The organism is Siminovitchia acidinfaciens (assembly GCF_003605385.1).
Lineage (GTDB): Bacteria > Bacillota > Bacilli > Bacillales > Bacillaceae_C > Siminovitchia > Siminovitchia acidinfaciens.
Genome location: NZ_QYTV02000001.1, coordinates 138,716 through 163,101, shown reverse-complemented (window position 1 = coordinate 163,101; position 24,386 = coordinate 138,716). Strand labels below are relative to the sequence as shown.

Here is a 24,386-nt window from a genome sequence, read left to right as displayed (position 1 = left end):
ATTATATATCCCGCTACGTCCAGCTCCGACGGACAGCAGGTCCTAGTGCCACCGACGCCACAGGACGTGGCGATTGGAGGCGGCCAGCGCCTAGCCCCTCGAGGTCACAAGCATGCAAGGAAGCAAAAGTGCTCCTGCGCCATAGCTTATTCGAAGAAGTCTCGTTCAGCTCGTCGCAAAGCTGCATGGAGAATTTTCAAAGTAGCTGCTCAAGATGTTTTCAAATAAGCCGCTTGGCTGAAGAACTGCCTCCTCGGGAACCGTCCTGTGCTTGTCGGGGCTGATCAAGGCGATTCCGCTTTTGGGTTTATTATTTTCCCAATGCCGCTTGAATAAATCCTTTGAAAAGCGGCTGCGGTTTTGTTGGACGGGATGTGAATTCCGGATGGAACTGACTTGCGACAAACCAAGGATGATCTGCGACTTCCACTATTTCCACAAGTTTTCCGTCTGGGCTTGTACCAGAGAAAACAAATCCGGCTTCTTCCATTTGCTGACGGTATTCGTTGTTAAATTCGTAGCGATGGCGGTGACGCTCGCTTATTGAATCTTCCTGGTACATCTCATGCGCCTTTGTTCCCGGCTTCAGGTTGCATGGATAAAGGCCTAACCTTAATGTACCGCCAAGATCAATGATTTTATCCTGATCCGGCAGAAGGTCGATGACAGGATGGTCGGTTGCAGGATTGATTTCGGACGAGTTGGCTGTTTCGATTCCAACAACATTCCGAGCGTATTCAATGGAAGCCAGCTGCATGCCAAGGCAGATTCCCAAAAACGGTACTTTGTTTTCACGGGCATATTTGATTGCGGCAATCTTCCCGTCAATGCCCCGGTCACCAAATCCTCCAGGAACAAGAATTCCGTCACAATCACCTAGCAGCTCATGTGCATTTTCTTCAGTAACAAGCTCAGCGTTGAGCCATTTTACTTTAATGTCTGAATCAAAAGCGTAGCCTGCATGTTTCAACGCCTCTACTACAGATATATATGCGTCCGGCAGTTCCACATATTTTCCGACCAATGCAATTTCCGTCGTATTGGACAGGTTTTGTACCTTTTCCACCAATTGTTTCCAGTCAGTCATATCAGCTTCGTGGCAAACAAGTTTCAGATGGTCGCAGACAATTTGATCAAGATGCTGCTCCTGGAGAGAGAGCGGAACAGAATATAATGTGCTGGCATCAAGTGCTTCAATGACAGCATTTTTATCAATATCACAGAACAAAGCGATTTTGTCTTTCATATCTTGAGAAATCGGCATTTCAGTACGAACAACGATGACATTTGGCTGGATACCCAAGCTTCTGAGCTCTTTTACACTGTGCTGTGTCGGCTTTGTTTTCATTTCGCCGGCTGCTTCGAGATAAGGAACAAGCGTACAATGGATATACATGACATTGTCACGCCCGACGTCGTTCTTCATTTGCCTGATGGCTTCAAGGAAAGGTAAAGATTCAATGTCACCGACTGTACCGCCAATTTCAGTTATGACGACATCTGCATCCGTTTTTTCTGATGCACGGTAAATACGGTCCTTAATTTCATTTGTAATATGGGGAATGACCTGTACTGTACCGCCATTATAGTCACCGCGGCGCTCTTTTCTAATGACTTCGGAATAGACTTTTCCTGTCGTAATATTGCTGTACTTATTGAGGTTGATATCGATGAATCGCTCGTAGTGTCCAAGGTCCAAATCGGTTTCGGCACCGTCTTCTGTTACAAAAACCTCACCATGCTGATATGGACTCATTGTTCCAGGATCCACATTCAAATAGGGATCGAACTTTTGAATAGTGACATTTAAGCCGCGATTTTTAAGTAAACGTCCAAGTGATGCGGCAGTTATACCTTTCCCAAGCGAGGAAACTACACCACCGGTTACGAAAATATATTTTGACACATTTTTTCCTCCTTCATCCTGTCCCTATGTTTCCACATCTTTCAGCCGGATAACCAAAAAAAGCAAAAATGCAAAGCGCCCGTTCAGCACGAGAAGGCCAAAGAGCCTATGCCACGGTACGCCGCAAAAAAATGGTATCCCTCATGTCAAAAACATAAAAAACGCTCCGCTACAAAAGTAAGGGAGCGTTGCGTATTGTAAGTTAGTCCTCTTTCGAGGAGCCCAAGTAAAATTCTACATACTGAGGGGTAAGAAGTCAAGAATTATTCTTCCTCTTCTTCTTCCTCAAGATCTAAATCATCTTCGTCATCGTCGTCCAACTCATAGTCATCATCATCGAGCAATTCTTCATCTTCATCCTCAAATTCAGCTTCTTCTTCTCGCAGGGCTTCCAGGCTCTCGTCTTCTTCGAGATCTTCTTCCTCTTCTTCTTCAAAATCATCAAGCTCTTCATCATCGAGGTCCAAAAGAAGATCATCGTCTTCCAATGCAGCTTTTGATTTCTTCTTTTTCTTTTTCGGAACAGGGGCAATGATTTCTTCGTCCACTTGATCAAATGGGTACCATTCTCTTAATCCCCATTGATTTTCACCCAAGGCCAAAAAGCTGCCATCCACATTCAAATCAGTGTAAAATTGAACCATTCTCGGACGCACTTCTTCATCTGACAACTCTAAAATCTTTGCAATTTCCGCTGTCAGTTCCTGAAACGGCATTCCCTGCTTCCTTTCTTCCAAAATGCCTTGTGCGATTTCAATAAACGACATCTCTTTACGCTCTTCTTTAGATAATTCCTGAAGTTTCAATCCTTGCACAACCTTTCCGCCAATATTAATCAAAAGGCTTGCCGCTGCCTTTAATGCTAAATTATAGATACTCAACATTATAAACAAATATCTTTCCTTTATGCCACCTTTTTATTCACTATTTATTTTTTAACTATAAAAACTTGAAATTAATATTGTATACACTTAGAAGCCATCGTTATTTTCGTTCCAGGCGGACGCTTTCCGCGGGCATGGCTTGACTAGCTGCAACGCCTAGCCTCTCGAGGTCCAACTACTCCCCCAGGACTTAGAAAAAACTTCTTTTATAGCGCCTCACGAAGAAAATGCGAAGCAGTTTGGAGGAATCGCCTTCCACTGCAATTAACTTGCTCCATGACTTTACTAGATGAATAATATTTTTTCATCCTATGTAATTAATTACGGTGCTTAAAATAGTTTGTTAAAGAACACAAGCGCAAGCGCCTGTTCATCAATGTACAGACTGATCAAAGGAGCGGAAGCCCGCTGGAGCGACAGCGCTTGCCGCCCAAAGTCGTCACTTCCTGTGGCGATGGTGCACTAGGCCGTCCTGTCCGTCGGAGCTGAATGCGGCATAATTAACAAGTATCCACAAGCTTAGAATTAATTAGTTCCCTAAAACATAAAAAAGCCCAAACACAATGTGTTCAGGCTTTCGCAAACGTCCTATTTATACCCCTACGAGGGTCTCCTCATCTTGTCTCGCGTCCATTTCGTCCTTTGGCATCCAAGATTGGGCACCCAACAGGTCACATGGTCTGCCCACGCTGTCGATTTTTCCATCTTTCAATTTTACAATCCGGTCAGCGATGGCCAGTGCATCATTTTCGTCATGAGTGACAAAAACTGCTGTAATTCCCTGATTTTTTAAAATGGCCCGCAAGTCCTTTCTGATTTTCACCTGCAGCTCAGCATCCAAGTTGCTGAATGGCTCATCAAGGAGAATGAGGTTCGGGTTCGGAGCGATTGCACGTGCGATGGCCACTCTTTGCTGCTGTCCTCCGCTGAGCTGATGAGGATATCGATGCTCGAATTCTCCAAGTTCAACGATTTCCAACACTTCTTTTACGCGAGCTTTCTTCTCTGACCTCTTCATATCTTTCAAGCCGAAAGCTACATTTTCCGCCACAGTCATATGAGGAAACAGAGCATAATCTTGAAACACCATGCCGATGCCCCTTTTTTCGGGCTGTACAAATGAATGGTCATTGAATATCACTCTGTCCTCAATTTTAAATGTCCCTTCGCAAGGTATTTCCAATCCGGCAAATAAGCGAAGCAATGTGCTTTTCCCGCTGCCGCTCGGTCCCAAAATCGAAACGACTTCCCCTTTTTCGATTTTCATTGAAAAACCGTCAAGCGCCCTGTCCTTTGGATCATAACAGAAACATAAATTATCTATCGAAATAAACATTTATCGCGGCTCCTTTTCAAGTAGCTTGTGGAAGACAAAGATCGAAATTGCGCTAAGCGCGATGATAAGCAAAGAAGCTTGCGATGCTTCCATGATTTTTTCATCACTCGCATATTGGAATGCCTTTGTGGAAAGTGTATCAAAATTAAATGGACGAAGAATCAAGGTCAGTGGAATCTCTTTTAAAATATCGATAAAAACGAGAATGAATCCGCTGATAATAGCACCTTTCATCATCGGTATATCCACTTTAAAGAAAGTTTTAGTCAACCCCATCCCAAGAAGGCGGGAGGCGTCGCGAAAATTGGTACCGATTTTATCATATCCCGATTCGATTGAATTATAGCCAATTGCAAAGAATCTGATGATATACGCGACGATCAGCATAACAAGACTTACACTTAGTACAAGGGTTGTTGAAATGCCCATCATTTGGTATAGCGGTGCAAACTTGTGATCCAATGCAATAAAGGTTGTAACAACAGCGACCGCTATGACTGCTCCCGGAATCGAATAACCGAGGATGGTCAGCTTCGGAAGCGTTTTTGCAATCCTTCCATGTACAAGCCGGCTGAAGTTACCGACAACTAAAGCAAAAATGATAATTAGTGAAGCACTGATACCAGCCACTAAGACTGAGTTTTTTACATATGTCATAAAATCACTGAAAGGAATTTTTCCCCAAGTCAATATTAGCCAATCAAGCAGTTGGAGCACCGGGATGAAAAATCCAAGACTTAGTATGGTCATGCCATATATGGTTGCCCACTTCGCTTTAGCCCCTTTCAGTTTAACCAGAGGCAGCGGCCTGACTTTCGTAGTGGAAAAGCTGAATTGCTTCCTTCCCCTCAGGAGCTTTTCTATGATAAGTATGAAAACTACAAGACCCATTAATGTCGCAGCTAGTTTAATGGACGTTTCAATATCCCCAAATCCGAACCAAGCCTGGAAAATCGCCGTGCTAAACGTCTGGATGCCATAATATTTTACAACCCCGTAATCATTCAGCACCTCAAGAACGACCAAACTCGTTCCCCCGACAAGGGCAACCCTCGATATGGGAAAAACCACTTTAAAGAAGATTTGCCAAGGACCTTTCCCCAGCATCCTGGCACTTTCAATGAGGGAAGCTGCCTGCTGCGACAGGAAAATTCGCGTTATCGTGTATACGTATGGATACAAAAATAATGTATAGATAAAAATGGCCCCTGGGACTGTCATGATATTGAGCCAGGACGGGTCCACCAGTATATCGAACTTGTTACGCAATGTCTTCTGGATGACACCTGTATAGTTTATAATTCCGTGATACGTATAGGCCCCTATGAACGGCGGGATTGAAAGCGGCAAAATCAGCGCCCACTTTAAAAAGTTCCTAAGCGGAAAATCATACTGGGCAATCAGCCAAGCCAGGCTCAGTCCAATGATCACTGTAAAAAATGCTGTTGAAATAATCAGAATCAGTGATGTCTGAAGATATTTATATAACACAAATTCCCTAATATGCTCCCAATTTTCATTGGACGGGGAGAAAATGCCTGTAACAATAGCCAGATTAGGCAAAAACAACAATATGATGATAATCATCGCCGCTATCGTCCAGCTGTTCACGTTGACCAACTTACGCACAGAATTTACACCTCTATTAATATTGCAAGACCCCTTGCTGCTTTTGCAGCAAAGGGCAATATATGTTATTTCCAGCCGACTTCGTTAAAGATCATGAGCGCTTTTGCATTGTTGTCACCCAGCTTGGATAACGGGATGTCCTGCTCTTTGAACTCTCCCCACGATTTTAGCAATTCGGATGGTTCTACATTTTCATTTACAGGGTATTCATAATTGGCTTCAGCAAAAGCACCTTGCGCCTCTTCTGCTGTTAAAAATTCAAGCAGCTTAATAGCATTATCTTTATTTTTGGATACCTTAATGACTCCGGCTCCGCTAATATTCACGTGAGTTCCGGTTGTTTCCTGGTTAGGGAAGAAGACACCCAGACTTTCCGCCACTTTTACCTCTTCGGGATCTTCCGAATTAAGCATTTGGCCAAAATAGTAAGTATTCATGATGGCAACGTCACCGACACCGGCAGCAACTGCTTTCGCCTGGTCACGGTCTCCGCCTTCCGGCTTCCTCGCCATATTGTCAACAATCCCTTTTGCCCATTCTTTCGCTTTGTCTTCACCATCAATTTCGATAAAAGAAGCAAGCAGGGACTGGTTATAAATGTTTTCAGATGATCTCACAAGGATGCGGCCATTCCACTTATCCTCGACAAGATCTTCGTATGTCGATAACTCATCTTCTTTAACCTTATCTTTATTATACACCAAAACACGGGCCCTTTTGGTTAAACCGTACCAAGTTTTATCTTCATCTTGGAATTTTTTTGGCACATTTTTGTCAAGAATGTCACTGGATACCGGCTGTAAAAGGTCTGCATCTTTTGCACGGAACAATCTTCCGGCATCAGCTGTCAAAAATAAATCCGCCTGTGTCGCATCGCCTTCACGCTTGATACGCTCTAGCAATTCGTCCGCGTCCCCATTGATCACGTTGACCTTTATGCCTGTCTCTTTCTCAAACTTGGCATAAAGTTCAGCGTCTACATCATAGTGACGGCTGGAATATAAATTAACTTCCTTGCTTTCTTTTGGAGCTTTTTCAGCTTTCTCTTCCTTGTTGGAATCCTCGGTTTGGCCTCCGCTGCATGCAGCAAGGACCGTCATGAGAACAATGAGCATCAATCCGTATATTTTCTTTGGCACTGTCTGACTCTCCTTTGAGTTAAAAAAGTTATTGAAAACGATTCTCAATTTCAATTATATGCATTACCGGACGCTTGTCAATGAATATTCTAAAAGAATTTTACATTTTTTTAACAAATACAAAATTGTAGTGAGAGGAGCTCCCTTTTCATAATTTGCATCCATACGAAAAAATAATACACTTTCACTTTGACAGATTGCTGCTTTCTCAGCCGATTATTCCGTGCCATTGGAAGTTTGCATTCTATTCGTAGGACAATTTTATAGGACCGTATGATTCAATTATTTCGGTTCATTAATAATTATTGGGGAGGCATAGTGGTCAGAACTTTTCGGTGGGGCATTATTAAATGTCGTTAGTAGCGGGCTGGCAAAAAAGGCGGGATTTGAGAGTGACCAATATTGCGAAAATCACCTCTTGGGGAATCTAAAACACTTCTAAGTAACTGTTCCAGTTGAACAATCATTTGCTCGGTAACCAACATTGGTTTCGATACCCAATTACAAAAGTCCCATACATAACGGCCTGCTTTATAGGTTCAAATTTGGCAAGACTTCAGAAGTCTCCAGAGCAGTACCGCATGCTCCTGTATGAAAAGCAAAAATAGCAGATTTTCCACATGACTGATTGGTCTGCCTGCAATTAAAGGTACAATAGAAAAAACCACAGCCTGCATGCTGTGGTCCTGCCTATTCGGGCGGCCGCCCCTCTGCTCGATTTTTTCCAGGACCGAGAATGAGACGATAGCCAAGGTAAAAAAATACGACTGAGGTAACCAGAAACGGAATCGCCCCAAGACGGCTTTGATATAGAAAGTAACTAATCGCTACAGCAATCATTAAGCCTATGAACTTGAGCCCGAATTTCATTCCCCCACATCCAGTCATATATAAGATTTATTAATAATTTTATCCCGCTGAACAATAGAAATCCAGAAAACTCGCTCATTAGGCCATTCACATATTTCTTCTATATTGGCCGCCAACTTCATATAACGCATTTGTGATCTGGCCAAGGCTTGCTGTTCTGGTTGTTTCCATCAGTTCGGCAAAAATATTCCCTCCACTGACAGCTGTCTTTTTTAACTTATTCAAAGCTGCTTCGGCCTCATTTATATGTGTATTCTGGAACGACTGAAGGTTGCGGATCTGTGTCTCTTTCTCCTCTTTTGTTGCGCGGGCCAATTCGATATTATCCAAGTCTTCCTCCGACGGAGGGTTTGGATTCAGGTACGTATTCACACCGATGATCGGCAGCTTCCCGGAATGCTTCAGCATTTCATAATACATGGATTCTTCCTGGATTTTTCCGCGCTGATACTGAGTTTCCATAGAACCGAGCACTCCTCCGCGATCATTCAAGCGTTCAAATTCCTGAAGCACAGCTTCTTCGACCAGGTCCGTGAGCTCCTCAACAATAAATGAGCCTTGCATCGGATTTTCATTTTTTGACAAGCCGTGTTCCTTTGTAATGATCATTTGGATGGCCATCGCCCTTCTCACCGATTCTTCCGTTGGCGTAGTAATGGCTTCGTCATACGCATTCGTATGAAGGGAGTTGCAATTATCCTGCAGCGCCATCAATGCCTGTAGCGTCGTCCGGATATCGTTAAAGTCGATTTCCTGGGCATGAAGCGACCTCCCTGACGTTTGAATGTGGTATTTCAACTTCTGGCTCCGCTCATTCGCTCCGTATTTATCACGCATGACAACAGCCCATATCCTTCTTGCCACCCGGCCGATCACCGTATATTCCGGATCAAGCCCATTGGAGAAAAAGAAGGACAGATTGGGTGCGAAGTCATCAATCTTCATCCCCCTGCTCAAATAATACTCGACATATGTGAACCCGTTTGCGAGGGTGAATGCAAGCTGGGAAATCGGGTTGGCTCCCGCCTCCGCGATATGGTATCCCGAAATGGAGACTGAATAATAGTTTCTGACTTGATGATCAATGAAATACTGCTGAATATCCCCCATCATCCTGAGGGCAAATTCAGTTGAGAATATACACGTATTCTGTCCCTGGTCCTCTTTTAAAATATCAGCCTGAACTGTTCCCCTGACTGTTTTCAATGTCCAGGTTTTCACTTCATCGAATTCTGCTTCCGTCATTTCCCTGCCGAGTTCTTCCTGCTTTTTCTTCATTTGCTGGTCAATCGCAGTGTTCATGAACATGGCCAGAATAATCGGAGCCGGACCGTTGATTGTCATCGAGACTGAAGTGGAGGAAGCGCATAGATCAAAGCCGTCGTACAACTTTTTCATATCGTCAAGCGTACAGATGCTTACACCGCTTTCGCCGACTTTTCCGTAAATATCCGGCCGATAATCTGGATCCTCACCGTACAAAGTGACGGAGTCGAATGCAGTGCTCAGGCGCTTGGCCTCGTCATCCTTGGATAAATAATGAAATCGGCGATTCGTCCTTTCAGGTGTTCCCTCTCCGGCAAATTGCCGTTTAGGGTCTTCCCCCTGTCGTTTGAAGGGAAATACACCTGCCGTATAAGGAAAGGAGCCCGGAACGTTTTCCTTATATACCCAGCTTAAAACCTCTCCGTAATCCTTGTAGCGAGGCAGCGCCACTTTAGGAATCGACAGTCCCGATAAGCTTTTCGTCTTCAATTCCGTAATGATCTCTTTGTCTCTTATTTTTACGATAAACTGATCTTTCGCATAAGCTTCCTTCGTCTCTTCCCAATAATCCAATACTTTTTTAGAATAAGGTGTCAGCTTTTCTTCTGTTTCTTTCTTCAAATCTTGAAGAGCCGACAAAACCGCCTCGTTTTCCCCACTTTTTTCAACAGCTTTAATCGTACCTTCAATCTGAAAAAGCTCACGGGCAATTATCACCTGCTTTTCAGCTAATTCATGATACCTACGGACAGTATCGGCAATTTCCCGCAAATAATGCTGCCGGGAAGCAGGAATAATTACATTCTGCTTCTCAACCTCTGCCTCCTTGGAAAAAGAGACGCTCCAGTCCGTTCCGCATTTTTCATTCAGCAGTTCAATTAAAGCCGCAAATAGGGCATTTGTGCCCGGGTCATTGAATTGGCTGGCAATCGTTCCGTACACAGGCATCCTATCCAAATCTGAATCAAAAAGCATATGGCTTCTCTGATATTGCTTCCTGACTTGATCCCTGGCGTCTTCAGAGCCTTTTTTCTCAAACTTGTTGATGGCAATGATATCTGCAAAATCAATCATGTCAATTTTCTCAAGCTGGGTAGGGGCTCCGAACTCGCTTGTCATAACATACATGGAAACATCGCTGACTTCTCTTATCTCAGCGTCTCCCTGACCAATGCCGCTAGTTTCAACAATGACAAGGTCTACGCCCGCAGCTTTGACAATCTGGATAGCGTCTTTGATTGCATCGGACAGTTCATTCCTCGATCCTCGGGTCGCCAGGCTCCTCATATACACACGCGGCGAAAAAATGGCGTTCATGCGGATGCGGTCCCCAAGCAATGCACCGCCTGTTTTTTGCTTTGTCGGATCTACAGAAAGTACGGCCACTTTCTTTTCCGGGATTTCATGTATGAAGCGACGGATAAGCTCGTCAGTCAACGAACTCTTCCCTGCTCCGCCTGTTCCCGTGATTCCTAAAACTGCCGCATCTCCGCCCATTTCCTTAATTTCCGTGAAAACTTGATCATGCATGTCACCAGTTCCATTTTCGGCCAATGAAATCAGTTTAGCTGCAGCAGCCATATCGCCATCCTTCAACTTTTCAACTTCTTGCCCAATTAAATCCTCAATGGTTGAAAAATCGCATTCCTCAAGCATCTGGTTGATCATGCCTTGCAGTCCGTGTTTCCGCCCATCTTCCGGCGAAAAAATGCGTGAAATTCCGTAATTATGAAGCTCCTTCATTTCACGTGGGATGATAACCCCTCCGCCCCCGCCATAAATGCGGATATGCGGCGCTCCTTTTTCCATCAGCAAATCATGCATATATTTAAAGTATTCCACATGACCTCCTTGATAAGAGGAAATGGCGATTCCCTGCACGTCCTCCTGGATTGCTGCATTGACCACTTCCTCCACCGACCGGTTATGTCCGAGATGAATCACTTCTGCACCGCTTGCCTGCAATATTCTCCTCATGATATTGATGGATGCATCATGTCCATCAAACAAACTGGAAGCCGTTATGAAACGGACATGGTTCTTTGGCTTATAGATTTCATTCACTTTTTTCATCCTCCCACTTCCACTTGTGCCTTAAAGCCTTTGATTCCTGAAAAAAGCAAATCAGTCTGGAGGCGGATATAATCTTCGATGGAACATGTTTTTTGCAAAGCCCAGCGGCGGAATCCCCACATTTGTCCCTGGACAAAAATATTATGAGCCAGCAGCTGCTGATGTTCCTGGCTAATCTCAAGCTCCCCATTCTCTACGCATCGTTTGATCAGCTTTTCAAACATGCCGACCATTTCCAGTTCTCTTTTCAAGACGTACGGCAAAGCTTCATTGGACAAGACCTTTGCTTCCTGATACATGACAAGCACTTCATCCTGCATCTCGTCAACAATCCTGAAATAATGATCGATTCCAAGTTTCAGGCTTTCCAAAGTTCCCTCCTCAAGATCCATGCTACTCAGCCTCTTCCGCACCTGCTCATATATGCTATCGCACACAAGAAAAAGCACGTCTTCCTTTGTCCTGATGTATTCATATAAAGTACCGATACTGAAACCGGCAGCCCGGGCAATTTCCCTAGTTGTGGTCCGATGAAAACCCTTCTCTTTAAACAGAGAAACGGCGCCTCGGATCATTTGATTCCTGCGCTTCTCTACAAGCCGCTCATCCTTCACCGATGCCTGAATCTCCCTTTTCACTGCCAAAAAAATTCACCTACTTTCTATGGTCGAGCTTGTAGCGGGAAGGATTGAATCCCCCTCCGCTTTTCTATTGTCCAGCTACAGCGCCTATCGACTAGTGTGCTTCCTTCAACTCGTTTACGATAAGTCGAGAACGAAAGACTACCGTCTTTCGACTCTCCTTTATCTCACTCGTTTCAGTCCAGCACATACGTCGATGGACAGGCGCTTCCGCTTTTCTATTGTCCAGCTCCGGGCTCCAGCGACTAGCAGACTTCGCGGACTTCTCCTACGATAAGTCAACATCGCTTCACTGCGTTCCGCGTGTTTCCTTTATCTCGTCGAAGCCGCTCCAGTCTGTACGTCGCTAAACGTCGCCCTCCGCTTTTCTATTTCGTCAGCATTCTAGAAATAACCAATCTTTGAATCTCCTNATTTCGTCAGCATTCTAGAAATAACCAATCTTTGAATCTCCTGGGTTCCTTCATAAATCTGAGTAATCTTTGCGTCGCGCATATACCGCTCAACAGGGTAGTCCTTTGTATATCCGTATCCGCCAAATACCTGGACCGCTTCTGTTGTCACTTTCATGGCTGTATCTCCGGCCATCAGCTTTGACATGGCCGACTCTTTTCCATAAGGAAGACCTTCCGATTCAAGCCAAGCTGCCTGGTAGGTTAATAATCTCGAAGCTTCAATACTTGTCGCCATATCGGCCAGTTTGAAAGATATAGCTTGGTTGTCGGCAATTGGCCTTCCAAATTGCTTCCGTTCCTTCGCATACTCAACCGCAGCGTCCAGAGCCCCTTGGGCGATTCCAACAGCCTGCGCTGCAATCCCGTTCCTTCCACCATCAAGCGTCATCATGGCGATTTTAAAACCCTGCCCTTCTTCGCCCAGCATATTTTCCGCAGGCACTTTGCAGTCCTCAAAAATTATTTCAGTTGTCGGCGAGGAACGGATCCCCAGCTTCTTCTCTTTCTTTCCAACAGAGAAACCTTCAAAATCTTTCTCAATGATAAAAGCCGTAGAGCTCCGTTTGTCCTCCGGATTCAATAAAGCAAAAACAATATAAATATCGGCGATTCCGCCATTTGTGATGAAGATTTTTGACCCATTCAGTATATAGTGGTCACCGTCCCGCTTGGCCGTCGTTTTCATACTGCTCGCATCAGAGCCAGAACCTGGCTCAGTCAGTCCATACGCACCGATTTTTGTTCCTTCTGCCATCGGCTTCAGGTATTTTTGCTTCTGTTCTTCCGTGCCAAATTTATAAACAGGCCACCCTGCCAGCGATGTATGGGCAGAAAGAGTGACTCCCGTCGAAGCACAGACGCGTGACAATTCTTCAACCGCAATGCAATACGCCAAATAATCGCTTCCAATACCGCCGTATTTTTCCGGCCACGGAATCCCCGTCAATCCAAGCCCAGCCATCTTCTGAAAAATCTCCATGTCAAAGCGCTCTTCTTCATCACGTTCAGCGGCCGTCGGCTCCACTTCCTTTTTGGCAAAGTCGCGGACCATTTTCCTGATCATTTCATGTTCTTCGCTTAATTTAAAGTCCATTTGTGACTCCTCCTCAAACCCACAAGTCCTCTATTTAAACAACTGCTTGCTGATGACGATCCTCTGAATTTCACTTGTTCCTTCATATATCTCTGTTACTTTTGCATCTCTAAAAAAACGTTCAACAGGATATTCCTTTGTGTACCCATATCCTCCGAATACTTGAATCGCTTCCGTTGCATTTTCCATAGCTACCTTGGAAGCATACAGCTTTGCCATTGAAACTTCCTTAACACACGATTTTCCGGAGGAACAAAGATCAGCGGCGCGGTAAAGCAATAATTTGGCACCTTCAACAGCCGTGGCCATGTCTGCAAGTTTAAAAGCCACCGCCTGTTGCTCGGCAATCGGTTTGCCGAACTGCTTGCGTTCCTTCGCATAGCCGACAGCTGCCTCAAATGCAGCATCTGCAATACCAAGTGCTTGTGCAGCAATACCGATCCGGCCGATATTCAAATTAGCCATTGCGATTTTGAATCCTTTTCCTTCTTCCCCCAGCAGATTTTCTGCAGGCACCTTCATATCTTCAAATGTCAGCGATACTGTTCTGGAGCCATCAAGACCCATCTTTCTTTCGTCTTTTCCGATCCGAAGCCCCGGAGTATCCTTTTCAACGATAAAAGTGGAAATGCCTCTGCTCCCTTTGGAAGGGTCCGTTACAGCAAACACAATATAAATGTCCGCTTCGCCGCCATTAGTGATGAATACTTTAGAACCGTTGATAATATAATGATCGCCGTCCCTCACTGCTCTTGATTTGATAGCTCCGGCATCAGAACCGGCACTCTGCTCAGTCAGACAAAACGCAGCGAGAGACTCTCCTGACGCAAGTTTTGGAACAAACCTTTTTTTCTGCTCTACCGTTCCGAACTGAAGTATAGGATTTGTTCCTACGGAAGTATGGACGGACAATATGACTCCCACTGTCGCACTCACTTTTGAAAGCTCATGAATAGCGATGATATAGGCAGTGAAATCCATGCCTGCTCCGCCATACTCCTCCGGAGTGGTAATTCCCATCAGCCCCAGTTCTCCCATTTTGTTGATGATTTCCCTGGGAAACTCACCGGCTGACATTTTTTCAATGTTTGGCTTAATATCGGATTCAGCAAAATCTCGAACCATTTTTCTCATCATCATCTGTTCTTCGGTAAATTGAAGATTCATCGCTGTCACCGCCCTCATCCGTTTTTTTAAAGGGGCTTTTATTCTTTATTATCTGTACTCGTAAAACCCACGGCCCGCTTTTTTCCCAAGCCACCCAGCTTTTACATATTTCCTCAATAGCGGACAAGGCCTGTATTTGTCATCCCCAAAGCCTTCATGAAGTGTCTCCATAATATACAGGCACGTGTCCAGCCCAATAAAATCAGCCAGAGTCAACGGTCCCATCGGGTGATTCATACCAAGTTTCATCACTTCGTCAATCGCTTCTTTGGTTGCAACTCCTTCATATAATGTGTAAACTGCTTCATTGATCATGGGCATGAGCACCCTGTTTGAAACAAACCCTGGAAAATCGTTCACTTCAACTGGGACCTTTTTCAAGCGGTGAGTCATTTCCTCAACCGCCTGATATACTTCATCCTCTGTTGCCAGTCCTCGGATAATTTCCACGAGTTTCATAACCGGAACCGGGTTCATGAAGTGCATGCCAATCACCTTTTCAGGACGCTTCGTTGCTGCTGCAATTTCAGTAATGGGCAAGGAAGACGTATTAGTAGCTAAAATGGCATGTTCCGATGCATATTGATCCAATTCCTCGAATATCCGCATCTTTATTTTTAAATTTTCAACGGCTGCTTCAATCACAATATCCGCATTCTCGGCATCTTTTAAATCAGTGGATTGGATGAATCTTCCAAGGATACCTTCCTTTTCATCTTCAGTAATTCTTTCTTTTTGCACCTGTCGATCCAAGTTTTTGCGAATAACTCCAAGCCCTTTTTTAACAATGTCTTCCTGCAAATCATTCAGGTATACCTCGTAGCCTGCCTGGGCGCATACCTGGGCAATTCCCGAACCCATCTGGCCAGCGCCAATCACCATCACTTTTTCAATATGCATCTTTTCCCCTCCAAATCAGCTTTTTGGTACCTCTATCATGACTGCATCCCCCTGGCCGCCACCCGAACAAATGGAAGCAATACCAATTCCGCCTCCACGCCGTCTTAGCTCATAGGCGAGCGTCAGAATGACCCTTGCACCACTCGCGCCAATCGGATGACCGAGTGCAATGGCTCCGCCGTTAACATTTACTTTTTCAGGATCAAGGCCGGCTATTTCACTGCTTACTAGCGCCACGGCTGCAAATGCCTCGTTAATTTCAAATAAATCAATTTCCTCAGCAGTTTTTCCGCACTTTTTTAACAATTCATTGATGACAAGGCCTGGTGTTTTCGGAAAATCCTTTGCTTCCACAGCAACCTCCGCATGGCCTATGATGAACCCAAGCGGCACTCTCCCTTCACGAATTGTCCGCTCTTCGCTCATTAATACAAGAGCCGCCGCACCGTCGTTAACTCCCGGCGCATTCCCTGCTGTGATTGTTCCGTCCGAGCCAAAAACAGGTTTAAGCTTAGCCAGTTTCTCTTTCGATGTATCACTTCTTGGTCCCTCGTCCTGGTCAATATTAAGCGGGTCACCTTTTCTCTGCGGAACCTCAACGGGAACGATTTCCTCAGCAAACAGACCTTTTTCCTTGGCCTGGATAGCTAGCTTATGACTTCTGAGCGCCCAATCATCCTGAACTTCTCTCGTAATCTCATACTCTTTTGCACTACTGTTTCCGTATGTGCCCATATGGACGCCGGAAAAAGAACACGTTAACCCATCATGGATCATCAGGTCAACTACCAATGAGTCCCCCATCTTGTATCCCCATCTGGCTTTGGGCAGCATGTATGGCGCATTTGACATCGATTCCATTCCGCCAGCCACAATGACTTCCTCATCGCCCGCCCTGATAATCTGGTCGGCAAGTGTAACAGCCCTCATCCCTGAAGCACATACTTTATTAATCGTTTCTGTCTTCACTTCCCATGGAATTCCTGCTTTTTCAGCCGCCTGCCTTGATGGGATTTGACCCTGACCGCCCTGTAAAACTGTCCCAAGGATGACTTCATGAACATCTTCCGGATTCACATTTGATCTTTCCAACGCCTCTTTTACAGCGACTCCTCCGAGGTCGGAAGCGCTTAATGAACTCAAGCCCCCTCCTAATTTTCCAAACGGGGTTCTTGCACCTTCAATAATTGCTGACCTGGCCATGCTTTCAGCTCCTTTAAAAATATCCATATACGCCCATTTTAAAACGCTTTCAAAATCACGACTGAACGCTCGCTCGGTTAAGATGTTTAGAAGGAGGCGCCTCTTTTCAAGAAGCACCTCAAAAGTATTATGAAGCTTTATCAGCATCGGGTTCCCCGAATACCGCTTTTTCCAAAAGCTCTGCGACATCATATGTTTTGACCGAATCCTCGACCTCTTTTGCTTTCGTCCCATCAGAAAGCATCGTGAGGCAGTACGGGCATCCCGAACTTATGATGGAAGGATCAACAGCTAGAGCCTGCTCTGTCCGTGCAACATTCACACGCTGTCCCGTATCTTCTTCCATCCACATCATTCCGCCTCCGGCTCCACAGCACATGCCGTTTTCCCGGTTTCTCTCAATTTCCACCAAAGTGACGCCAGGAATGGACTTAAGAATTTCCCTCGGCGGATCATAGACATCGTTGTAGCGTCCGAGATAGCAGGAATCGTGGAAGGTGATTTTTTCATTCACCGCATGTTTAGGGTTCAAGCGGCCTTCTTTTACCAATTGGTCAAGCAGCTCCGTATGGTGATACACTTCCGCTTCCAATCCAAAATCAGGATATTCGTTTTTAAAAATATTATATGCGTGAGGGTCGATCGTCACAATCTTTTGGACATCGTTTTTCTCAAACTCTTTTATATTAGCAGCTGCCAGCTCTTGGAATAAAAATTCGTTGCCAAGGCGGCGCGGTGTATCGCCTGAATTTTTTTCCTTATTTCCAAGGATGGCAAACTTCACTCCGGCCTCATTCAGGAGTTTTGCAAATGACAAAGCAATCTTTTGACTACGGTTGTCAAATGCACCCATCGAGCCGACCCAAAGAAGGTATTCAAATTCCTCTCCGGATTTTTTCATCTCTTTAACAGTAGGCACCTGTACATCGTCACGAAGCTCACGCCAGTTTTCTTTTTCTTTCCGGTTCAGTCCCCATGGGTTGCCCTGCCTTTCGATGTTTTGCATCGCACGCTGGGCGTCCGGATTCATTTTACCTTCGGTAAGAACAAGGTAGCGGCGCATATCGATTATATGACTCACATGCTTATTCATGACAGGACACTGATCTTCACAGTTTCGGCATGTTGTACAGGCCCATAATTCTTCTTCCGTGATAATTTCGCCGATCATGGTCGGCTGATAATCCAAAGCTGCAGCCACTTCGGATGTTCCTTCGCCTTCTCCGGCTTTTGCTATTTGATTCCCAAGCGTGTTAGCAAAAGCATACGTCGGCACCCATGGCTGCTTTCTTGTTACGGCGGCTCCGTAATTCGTCAAATGATCACGAAGCTTGATCATGATATCCATCGGTGAAAGCATTTTTCCTGTACCAGTTGCCGGGCACATATTCGTACAACGCCCGCATTCTACACATGCATATAAGTCCACAAGCTGGAGGTCTGTGAACTCATCAATTTTTCCCACACCAAATGTTTCCGCCGTCTCATCTTCGAAATCAATCGGATTGAGCTTCTTCCCGCCATCAAGCGGTTCCAAGTAAACATTCGCAGGACCGGCAATCAAGTGGGCGTGTTTAGATTGAGGCACATACACAAGGAACGCCAGCAATATTAATAAATGAATCCACCAAGCGATATAAAATACCACCCCAGCGGCAAGCGGACTCATCCAACTGAATGCAGCGGCAATTCCGGAAGCCACAGGCTCAGTCCATGCCAGTTCTTCCCCTTGCCAGATAAGCGCCATTCCGTTCCCGAGCAATACGGAAAGCATGAGGCCCCCGATAAAAAGAAGAACAAGACCTGCATAGAAACCGCGTTTTAACCTGACAAGCTTTTCAATATACCTTCGGTAAAACGCCCATACAACCGCGACTAATATGATGAGTGTCACAATTTCCTGAAAAAATTTAAATCCAGGATAAAGTGGGCCGAGCGGCAGATGGGATCCCGGTGCAAGACCTTTCCAAATGAAATCGATTGCACCGAACTGAACAAGGATAAACCCGTAGAAAAACATAACATGGATGATTCCGCTCTTTTTATCCTTTAGTAGCTTTTTTTGGCCAAATACAAACGTCCAAATATTTTTCAGTCGTGCTTTTACGTCATTATCAAACTCTGCTTTATTTCCAAGTTTAATAAACTTAATGCGTGTTTTAACGACATAGACAAATAATGAAACGCCGTAAGCCGTTACAAGCAAAAACGCAATCCAGTTCAACAATAGCAATGCCTGCATATGAATTGACCACCCCTTCCGTGTGTTTACGCGACAAATGACTATTCTGAAAGTTATTAACTCTATTATATGATGAATGAGCATTCAGTCAAGATGAAAATTCACAAAAGCCCAACCAGCTATTCATTATCGTAAAAATTTAGCTGAAGTGCGGAAAACGTCTGTCTAAGGCCACGTCACCGAAAAAGCGTGGGATGGCTTTCTGCAGAAGCTTTCCTTGTCCTGGTTTCGGCGGGCTTTAGTCGCGACATTATGAGGTTTACTTGGGCTAAGGATTTCCTGAACGCCAAAAGTCGGACGTAGCAACCTATGTGATATACAAATACCCGGAACCTAAGTGAATTATAGTTAAAATGAAAAAGCTGTCCCTGTTGGTATTCACAATCGGAGACAGACTAAAAGAAGAGCTTATACAGATAATATTATTTGGAGTTTTTATTGATGAAAGAATAATCCGTGGCTATTGGTTTTTACTGGATTCCTACAGCCACAGCTGCAGAAAAACGGCATCAATTTGACATACCCACTTTCATGCTTTGGAATAGTTTTTCCGAGGAATCCAACAGCCCATTTAAGATAGCCTGTCCAAGTTCAGAAGAAGATCTTCCCGATGATAAATATACTCCTTTTTGCGTCGCAGCGACCACAATGCCATCATCCGTTTCTGCTGGACGAATCTTTTCTTTAAAAGCCAATTCTTTTCCTTGCAGTGCAGTAGTCATCGCTTCGATGAGTGCATTTTCGCAGACCTGCCCATTAATAAACAGCCAAGTATGAAAGAAGCGGAGATGCCGATCGGCAGTCAATACAAATAAAATGGAAAATCCATCTTCTTGGTAGGTATTATAATTTGTAAAAAGTTGCTCATCATATTGGGCCTCCATTTCAACAGCTTTTGTATCTTTTTCTGTTGAAGGCTGATTACGGTTGATGATGAACTTTTCCTTCCATCCAAGCCCTGAGCCAGTTGAGGCAGACGCAATGGTTTTTAGCGGAATGGGCGAATGGAACATGACAGCTTCTTCCGTCCTGGAAAGATAGCTTTCATCGATAACTCGGTTATCCCTCTCTGTTTCAGGAATCAGTACCATATTCGGCTTAGGCACTTCAGGATGTGAATGCTTTTCAATCATTGTCTTGTAAACCTTCTGAATCTGTGGCTCATTCAACACCTCTTCCGGCGTACCAATATGAATGACTTCTCCTTCATCCAGAAGAAGGAGGCGGTCACAATAAAGGGCTGCCAGATTTAGATCATGAAAAACAGTGACGACTGTTAACCCACGCTGTCTTGTCCACCTTTTCATCTGGTCCAACAAAACTTTTTGATGTGACAGGTCAAGATGATTCGTTGGTTCGTCCAGAATAAGAATATTTGGCTCCTGGGCAAGTGCCTGGGCAAGAAAGACCCTTTGCCGCTCTCCTCCGGACAATTCCTGCAACGAAACTCCCTGAAGTCCCTTGACTTTGGTCAGGGCCATCACTTCCTGGACGACTGATTCGTCTTCACGGCTCCATGAATGGAATAATCCGCGTTGATGCGCATACCTCCCTAACTCCACTGTTTCTTTTACAGTAAAAGGAAACACCTCACTTGAGACTTGCGGCAAAACAGCCATAAGCTTTGCAAAATCTTTGGATGAAAAGGTTTGAAGGGAGCGGTTATCAATCGTGATCTGTCCGCTTTTATACGGAAGCAGCCTGCTGATCATTTTTAGCAGCGTCGACTTCCCACTTCCATTTGGTCCGAGGATGCCGAACATCTCTCCACGGCTTACCGAAAACGATATGTTTTTTAGTATGTTTTTATCCGAATAGCCACCGGAAAGCTCTTCCACTTGTAGCATCTCATCCACTTCTTTCCATTCTCCTTCTCAGCAAAATAAAAGCAAATACAGGGGCTCCTATCAACGCCGTGATGACACCGATCGGCAACTCTGCCGGTTCTATGACAATCCTTGCGGCCAAATCCGCAAAAATAAGAAAGCCCGCACCGATCAACATGGAAAGCGGCAATAGATGCTTATGGTCTGGCCCCCATAAAATCCTCGTCAAATGCGGGATAACTAGTCCTACAAACCCGATTGTCCCCGATACTGCAACAGCCGCACCTGTAATCATTGAGCTCGCAGCAAGGACCACAAACTTTCTTGCTGCCACATTCACACCGAGATACTGCGCTCGTTCTTCGCCAAATGCAATTGCGTTAAGTTCCCGAGTATTCAATAAAAGCACCAAGCCCCCTATGATCAGGAATGGCAGAATGATTTGCACATAGCTCCATCCCCTCATCGAAACACTCCCGAGCAGCCAACCGATAATTTGGCGAAGTTCCTCTCCCGAAAGGGCAATCATCAATGAGATAAGCGCCCCGAGAAATGAACTGAAAATAATTCCCGTTAAGATGATCGTCTCCACTTTCATGGATCTGTCGATACTTCTTGCAAAGAAAAGAACGATAATGATGGTGATGAATGCTGAGGTAATACTGAGCAGCGGCAGGGTATATATTCCCACAAACGGTAATGAGATTTGATAAAATAAAGTAATAACGGCACCAACAGAGGCTCCAGAAGAAACTCCGAGTGTGTATGGGTCAGCGAGCGGGTTACGCAGGAGACCTTGGAAAGCTGCTCCGGCAATCGCAAGCGAGGCACCGACTAGGCTAGCAAGCACAACACGGGGCAGGCGGACATTCATGACTATATTGGTAAACATCGGATCTACTTGTTTATTCCCAAATATAGGCATCGTTTTTCCCGTGATAATATTGACAATATCCCCAATTGGAACCCTTACCGAACCTATAGAAATCCCAGCAAGAATGGCGGCAATCAAAAATATGATTGCCGCTAAGTATGCTATGAGGGTATTATTTCCCGAATACTTCCGGATAAACAGCTTTTGCAAGCTCCTCTACTCCTTCAACGATCCGCGGACCGGAACGGCTCACAAGGTTCTCGTCCACCATATAAACCCGCTTGTCTTTGACAGCTGCCACATCCTGCCAGCCTTTGCGGTCCAAGACCTGATCTACTGCATTGTCTACATAGTTATAGTTGACGAGAATGACCTCAGGGTTCATTTCAATGATGGCTTCCTCGTTCATCATTGGCCAGCCTTCCTCTTGAACTGAGTTTTTTGCGTTGATTGTGTTCAGCATTTGATCCATGAATGTATTTTTTCCGGCAGCGTAAATTTCTGGAGCGGGAGATATTTCCACAAATACTGATTTTTTGTCATCTTCCTTGATTTCAGCTGCTTTCTTTTCAATTTCATCTAGCTTGGCTTTCATATCATCAATGACATTTGATGCTTCTTCCGTATGCCCTGTCGCTTTACCAATGAAGTCAATCGTATCGTACACTTCATCAAAGCTTTCCGCATTATGGACGACAAGTACCGGTATGCCGCTGCCTTCCAGCTGCTCTAAACCTGAATCCCACATGTCGCCAACTGAACCGTGCGCCAGGACTAGATCAGGTTTCAAAGAAATGATCTTTTCAATGTTTAACTCAAGGCCTGCCACCTGTTCCTTATCCTTTACCTCTTCAGGGTAATTATCGTGCTCAGAGACACCCACTACTTCATCTCCCGCCCCAACAGCATAGAGAATTTCCGTGTTGCTTGGAATAAGGGAAACAATTTTTTCAGGCTGCTTTTCAATAGTGACTTCTTTATCTGTCGCATCTTTAAGTGTTATCGGAAAGCTGTCTTCTGAAGCCTGCTCAGTTTTCGGTTCTGTATTTTGCTTCTTTTCCCCCATATCTCCTTGATTGCCGCAGGCTGCCAAAAATCCTATCAGCGTTAACGCCATTAAAAACGAATAAATCTTTTTCATGCTGTGAATCCTCCTATATAAAAATAAAAAAATCTCCTGTGCGACGGAGATGAGTATGTATATAGGCAGAAATAGCCAAACAGACATTAAGCCTGTCTGTCACCTCTCCCATCCGCGCAGGTTTTCGGTGTTTGAAATCGGCAGGTCTCCTGGCTCATGGTCATTGCACTCTGCCCCTTCCCATGCATAAAAAGCACAGTGGTTTATGGCAGGACGCTCTCATTTACAGTGGCGGGACCGCGTTGGATTTTCACCAACTTCCCTTTTAAGCTTTCATCCCCATTTAAGAAACAGGCACGAAAAGCAACCGAGTCCAAAAATATGCAGTTTTTTTACACCAACTGTAATTATACATGATTTATTCCACTTTCACAGCTTTTTCAACGATATTTTGGGAATACTAATCAGGCGTTAAAACCAATTTCTGTCTTAAGGAGGTATTCCATTGAAGTGGCTGGCCGGTCTTATCATTTTAGTCTTCATCTTTATCATTGCCGCTTCTGCGGATTTCTTTTTCGGCAGATACTTTCATAGAATCAAGAGCAGACGCAGCAGTTACCCTGTAAGAAATGGACGAATTCAATTAATTACAAGCGGACCGGACCTTTTTTCCAATTATTTTGATGACCTATATAAAGCGAAAAAAAATATTCACGTACTATTTTACATTGTAAAAAATGACCGGTTCAGTAACTTGTTTTTTGACATATTGATTGAACAGGCGAGGAATGGAATCGCGGTGCGGCTGCTGCTTGACTGGTTCGGCAGCCGAATGGTTTCGAAAAAGCTTATTAAGAAGGCTCGATCCTCCGGAGTTGAGGTCGAATTTTGCCATCGTCCACGTTTCCCGTTTACCTTCTTTGCCCTTCAACAAAGAAATCACCGTAAAGTCACCATCATTGATGGAAAAATAGGTTACGTAGGAGGATTTAACGTAGGAAAGGAATATATTGATCTGGATCCGGTCCTTTCACCTTGGCGAGATTATCATCTCCGCATAGAAGGAGAGGGCATCGCGGATTTACAGAAGGAGTTTTTATTTGACTGGGAAAAGGCAACTGGAAGAAGCCACTTGAAGGATATTTCTCTTTTTCCTACTTTGGAAAAAGGGCCAATGCTTTACCGTTTCTTTCCAACTCAAGGAGTTGATGCGGAAGAGCAAATTTTGGAGCTGATCAATCAGGCGGATCAAAGCATCTTTATAGGCACACCTTACTTCATCCCTCCTGACAAGCTGGTTTCTGGACTTGAACAAGCGATACACAGGGGAGTCGCGGTAACAATCCTTGTTCCTAATAAGTCAGATCACCCATTAGTGAAGGAAGCCTCCTTCCATTATTTGCATAGAATTCTGGCAGCCGGCGGGGCGGTCTTCGAATATGAGGCTGGTTTTTTCCATGCAAAAGTCATCTTGATAGATGGAAAAATATGTGATATAGGAACTGCCAATTTTGATTATAGGAGCTTTAAACTTAACTATGAAATCAATTGTTTTATCTACGATCAGGATTTCATAAAAGAAGCGGAGCGAACCGTCCAGGAGGATATTAGCAAATCCAGCCGCACATCCATCGCGAAACTGAATAACCCTGCCATTACCACACGCTTGAAGAAATGGACAGGAATGATGTTAAAACACTTTTTATAAATACAGAAAGAGCGCCGTTCGGCGCTCTTTCAATTTTGCCTTGTTCAGTTCGAGGATGTTCCATTGTCCAGCGACGCACAGGATGTGCTAGTG

General features: G+C 44.6%; 16 protein-coding genes and 1 riboswitch. Of the genes, 1 reads left to right on the top strand and 15 read right to left on the bottom strand.

Features of this window, described 5'->3' with window-relative positions; translation table 11 throughout:
* Positions 1-310 precede the first annotated feature (310 nt).
* The 15 genes from D4T97_RS00695 to D4T97_RS00625 form a co-directional block, all read right to left on the bottom strand.
* The gene (locus D4T97_RS00695) at positions 311-1,906 is read right to left on the bottom strand and encodes a CTP synthase (RefSeq protein ID WP_126046674.1); all 1,596 of its coding nucleotides are present in this window, start codon (positions 1,904-1,906) and stop codon (positions 311-313) included.
* A 263-nt stretch (positions 1,907-2,169) separates the two neighbouring features.
* Positions 2,170-2,790 carry a DNA-directed RNA polymerase subunit delta gene (rpoE, locus tag D4T97_RS00690; RefSeq protein WP_328588756.1) on the bottom strand — a complete coding sequence of 207 codons (621 nt, stop codon included), beginning with the start codon at positions 2,788-2,790 and terminating at the stop codon, positions 2,170-2,172.
* A 592-nt stretch (positions 2,791-3,382) separates the two neighbouring features.
* Positions 3,383-4,126 carry an ABC transporter ATP-binding protein gene (locus D4T97_RS00685; RefSeq protein WP_126046672.1) on the bottom strand — a complete coding sequence of 248 codons (744 nt, stop codon included), beginning with the start codon at positions 4,124-4,126 and terminating at the stop codon, positions 3,383-3,385.
* Complete coding sequence (locus tag D4T97_RS00680) at positions 4,127-5,713, bottom strand: ABC transporter permease (protein WP_126047989.1); 1,587 nt, start codon at positions 5,711-5,713, stop codon at positions 4,127-4,129. It lies immediately after the preceding gene.
* A gap of 107 nt (positions 5,714-5,820) precedes the next feature.
* On the bottom strand, positions 5,821-6,870 hold the full coding sequence (locus D4T97_RS00675) for a Fe(3+) ABC transporter substrate-binding protein (RefSeq protein WP_206435530.1): 1,050 nt from the start codon (positions 6,868-6,870) through the stop codon (positions 5,821-5,823).
* Between the two features lie 981 nt (positions 6,871-7,851).
* Positions 7,852-11,103: a fused isobutyryl-CoA mutase/GTPase IcmF gene (icmF, locus tag D4T97_RS00670; protein ID WP_206435514.1), complete on the bottom strand. Its 3,252-nt coding sequence runs from the start codon at positions 11,101-11,103 to the stop codon at positions 7,852-7,854.
* Positions 11,100-11,747 (bottom strand): TetR/AcrR family transcriptional regulator, encoded by a 648-nt coding sequence (locus D4T97_RS00665; protein ID WP_126046668.1) that lies wholly within the window; start codon positions 11,745-11,747, stop codon positions 11,100-11,102. The genes icmF and D4T97_RS00665 overlap by 4 nt, the downstream gene beginning before the upstream one ends.
* A gap of 381 nt (positions 11,748-12,128) precedes the next feature.
* Positions 12,129-13,292 (bottom strand): acyl-CoA dehydrogenase, encoded by a 1,164-nt coding sequence (locus D4T97_RS00660; protein ID WP_126046666.1) that lies wholly within the window; start codon positions 13,290-13,292, stop codon positions 12,129-12,131.
* A gap of 30 nt (positions 13,293-13,322) precedes the next feature.
* Positions 13,323-14,459, bottom strand: a complete 1,137-nt coding sequence (locus D4T97_RS00655; RefSeq protein ID WP_126047985.1) for an acyl-CoA dehydrogenase — start codon at positions 14,457-14,459, stop codon at positions 13,323-13,325.
* Between the two features lie 48 nt (positions 14,460-14,507).
* Entirely contained in the window at positions 14,508-15,359 is an 852-nt protein-coding gene (locus D4T97_RS00650) for a 3-hydroxybutyryl-CoA dehydrogenase (RefSeq protein WP_126046664.1), read from the bottom strand.
* A gap of 15 nt (positions 15,360-15,374) precedes the next feature.
* On the bottom strand, positions 15,375-16,562 hold the full coding sequence (locus tag D4T97_RS00645; RefSeq protein WP_126046662.1) for an acetyl-CoA C-acetyltransferase: 1,188 nt from the start codon (positions 16,560-16,562) through the stop codon (positions 15,375-15,377).
* 127 nt (positions 16,563-16,689) lie between these two features.
* Positions 16,690-18,804, bottom strand: coding sequence for a 4Fe-4S dicluster domain-containing protein (locus tag D4T97_RS00640; protein WP_126046660.1), 2,115 nt, complete (start codon positions 18,802-18,804; stop codon positions 16,690-16,692).
* 509 nt (positions 18,805-19,313) lie between these two features.
* The gene (locus tag D4T97_RS00635) at positions 19,314-20,651 is read right to left on the bottom strand and encodes an ABC transporter ATP-binding protein (RefSeq protein WP_235872146.1); all 1,338 of its coding nucleotides are present in this window, start codon (positions 20,649-20,651) and stop codon (positions 19,314-19,316) included.
* A gap of 1 nt (position 20,652) precedes the next feature.
* On the bottom strand, positions 20,653-21,714 hold the full coding sequence (locus tag D4T97_RS00630) for a FecCD family ABC transporter permease (RefSeq protein ID WP_126046656.1): 1,062 nt from the start codon (positions 21,712-21,714) through the stop codon (positions 20,653-20,655).
* Positions 21,677-22,645, bottom strand: a complete 969-nt coding sequence (locus tag D4T97_RS00625) for an ABC transporter substrate-binding protein (RefSeq protein ID WP_126046654.1) — start codon at positions 22,643-22,645, stop codon at positions 21,677-21,679. Before D4T97_RS00625 ends, D4T97_RS00630 begins: the two co-directional genes overlap by 38 nt.
* Before the next feature lie 122 nt (positions 22,646-22,767).
* Positions 22,768-22,972: riboswitch (cobalamin riboswitch) on the bottom strand.
* A 118-nt stretch (positions 22,973-23,090) separates the two neighbouring features.
* Here D4T97_RS00625 and cls point away from each other — a divergent pair.
* A complete protein-coding gene (gene cls / locus D4T97_RS00620; protein WP_126046652.1) occupies positions 23,091-24,293 on the top strand; it encodes a cardiolipin synthase in 1,203 nt (400 codons plus the stop codon).
* Positions 24,294-24,386 lie beyond the last annotated feature (93 nt).

Coding starts and splice junctions, on each gene's coding strand:
- rpoE (WP_328588756.1), bottom strand. CDS start 2,790: ATGTTGAGTATCTATAATTTAGCATTAAAGGCAGCGGCAAGCCTTTTG.
- D4T97_RS00685 (WP_126046672.1), bottom strand. CDS start 4,126: ATGTTTATTTCGATAGATAATTTATGTTTCTGTTATGATCCAAAGGAC.
- D4T97_RS00680 (WP_126047989.1), bottom strand. CDS start 5,713: ATGATTATCATCATATTGTTGTTTTTGCCTAATCTGGCTATTGTTACA.
- D4T97_RS00675 (WP_206435530.1), bottom strand. CDS start 6,870: ATGCTCATTGTTCTCATGACGGTCCTTGCTGCATGCAGCGGAGGCCAA.
- icmF (WP_206435514.1), bottom strand. CDS start 11,103: ATGAAAAAAGTGAATGAAATCTATAAGCCAAAGAACCATGTCCGTTTC.
- D4T97_RS00655 (WP_126047985.1), bottom strand. CDS start 14,459: ATGAATCTTCAATTTACCGAAGAACAGATGATGATGAGAAAAATGGTT.
- D4T97_RS00650 (WP_126046664.1), bottom strand. CDS start 15,359: ATGCATATTGAAAAAGTGATGGTGATTGGCGCTGGCCAGATGGGTTCG.
- D4T97_RS00645 (WP_126046662.1), bottom strand. CDS start 16,562: ATGGCCAGGTCAGCAATTATTGAAGGTGCAAGAACCCCGTTTGGAAAA.
- D4T97_RS00640 (WP_126046660.1), bottom strand. CDS start 18,804: ATGCAGGCATTGCTATTGTTGAACTGGATTGCGTTTTTGCTTGTAACG.
- D4T97_RS00635 (WP_235872146.1), bottom strand. CDS start 20,651: ATGCTACAAGTGGAAGAGCTTTCCGGTGGCTATTCGGATAAAAACATA.
- D4T97_RS00625 (WP_126046654.1), bottom strand. CDS start 22,645: ATGAAAAAGATTTATTCGTTTTTAATGGCGTTAACGCTGATAGGATTT.